Origin of the sequence: Mesorhizobium sp. M7A.F.Ca.CA.001.08.2.1 (assembly GCF_003998455.1) — a bacterium.
GTDB lineage: Bacteria > Pseudomonadota > Alphaproteobacteria > Rhizobiales > Rhizobiaceae > Mesorhizobium > Mesorhizobium ciceri.
The window spans coordinates 1-922 of sequence record NZ_RZPW01001264.1 but is presented as its reverse complement, the minus strand read 5'-3'; the positions used below and the strand labels follow the sequence as shown (position 1 = coordinate 922).

Sequence of the window (922 nt, the reverse complement as noted above, 5' to 3'; positions counted from 1 at the left end):
CCAGACACTGGAAGACGCGTTCCCCCAGGCCGGCCAGGCGCCGCTCAGGGCACTCGCCGGCTGCTTCGGTTTTTCCGGCGACGAGATCGAGAAGAAATGCCGTGTGCTGTCAGGCGGCGAGAAGGCGCGGCTGGTGATGGCGCTGATGCTGTTCGACCCGCCCAACCTTTTGGTGCTGGACGAGCCGACCAACCATCTCGACATCGCCACCAAGGAGATGCTGATCACGGCGCTGTCGCAGTACGAGGGCACCATGCTGTTCGTCTCGCACGACCGGCATTTTCTGGCGGCGCTTTCCAACCGCGTGCTGGAACTGACGCCCGAAGGCATCCACACCTATGGCGGCGGCTATACGGAATATGTCGAGCGCACCGGGCAGGAAGCGCCGGGCCTGAGGAGCTAGCCCTTACCGCAGCGAGATGCTCATGCCACTGAGGTCGGCGTTGACCTGCAGGCCGACCTGCCTGCCCGTCAATTCGAGCTGGGCGCCCTTGTCATTGGTCATGACGATCACCTGAGCCCCTTTGCCAAGCGCGCCGCCACCGCCCGCCGCACCATAGACCCCGGTCACATCCCGCGCACGTTTGATGTGGCGCACGGTACCTCGGAAATAGGTCTTGGAGACGCCGAAGGCGAGACCGCCCGAGACGCCGCCGACCGAGATGGGATAGCGGCGGCCATGGAAGGTCAGCGTTCCTTCGCCTCCGGAGCCACCGACGAAGAAGGCCGCCTTGTAGACGGCGAAGCGGATGGTGCCGCTGTCGGCATGCGCGGCGCTGGCAAAGCCGATGCTTGCGGTGGCGATGGCGGCAACCGCGATGGAACGAAATCCGGATGAAATCTTCATGGTGAGAACTCCTCAATGTCGCCGCTTTGCCGGCCGGGATGTCAGCGTGGGATCAAAGCTACAACTGAACAGTCT

2 protein-coding genes are annotated in these 922 nt (G+C 63.9%); one reads left to right on the top strand and one right to left on the bottom strand.

Annotation, left to right across the window (positions count from 1 at the left end; all coding sequences use genetic code 11):
* A partial coding sequence (locus tag EN914_RS36700) for an ATP-binding cassette domain-containing protein (protein ID WP_164779227.1) occupies positions 1 to 403 on the top strand: 403 nt, incomplete at its 5' end.
* 3 nt (positions 404 to 406) lie between these two features.
* On the opposite strand, the gene EN914_RS36695 is transcribed toward EN914_RS36700, so the two are convergent.
* Positions 407 to 847, bottom strand: a complete 441-nt coding sequence (locus EN914_RS36695; protein ID WP_024501715.1) for a hypothetical protein — start codon at positions 845 to 847, stop codon at positions 407 to 409.
* Positions 848 to 922: the final 75 nt, after the last annotated feature.

What these genes read in the sequence shown, in the direction of transcription:
- EN914_RS36695 (WP_024501715.1), bottom strand. Translation starts at nt 847, where the DNA reads ATGAAGATTTCATCCGGATTTCGTTCCATCGCGGTTGCCGCCATCGCC.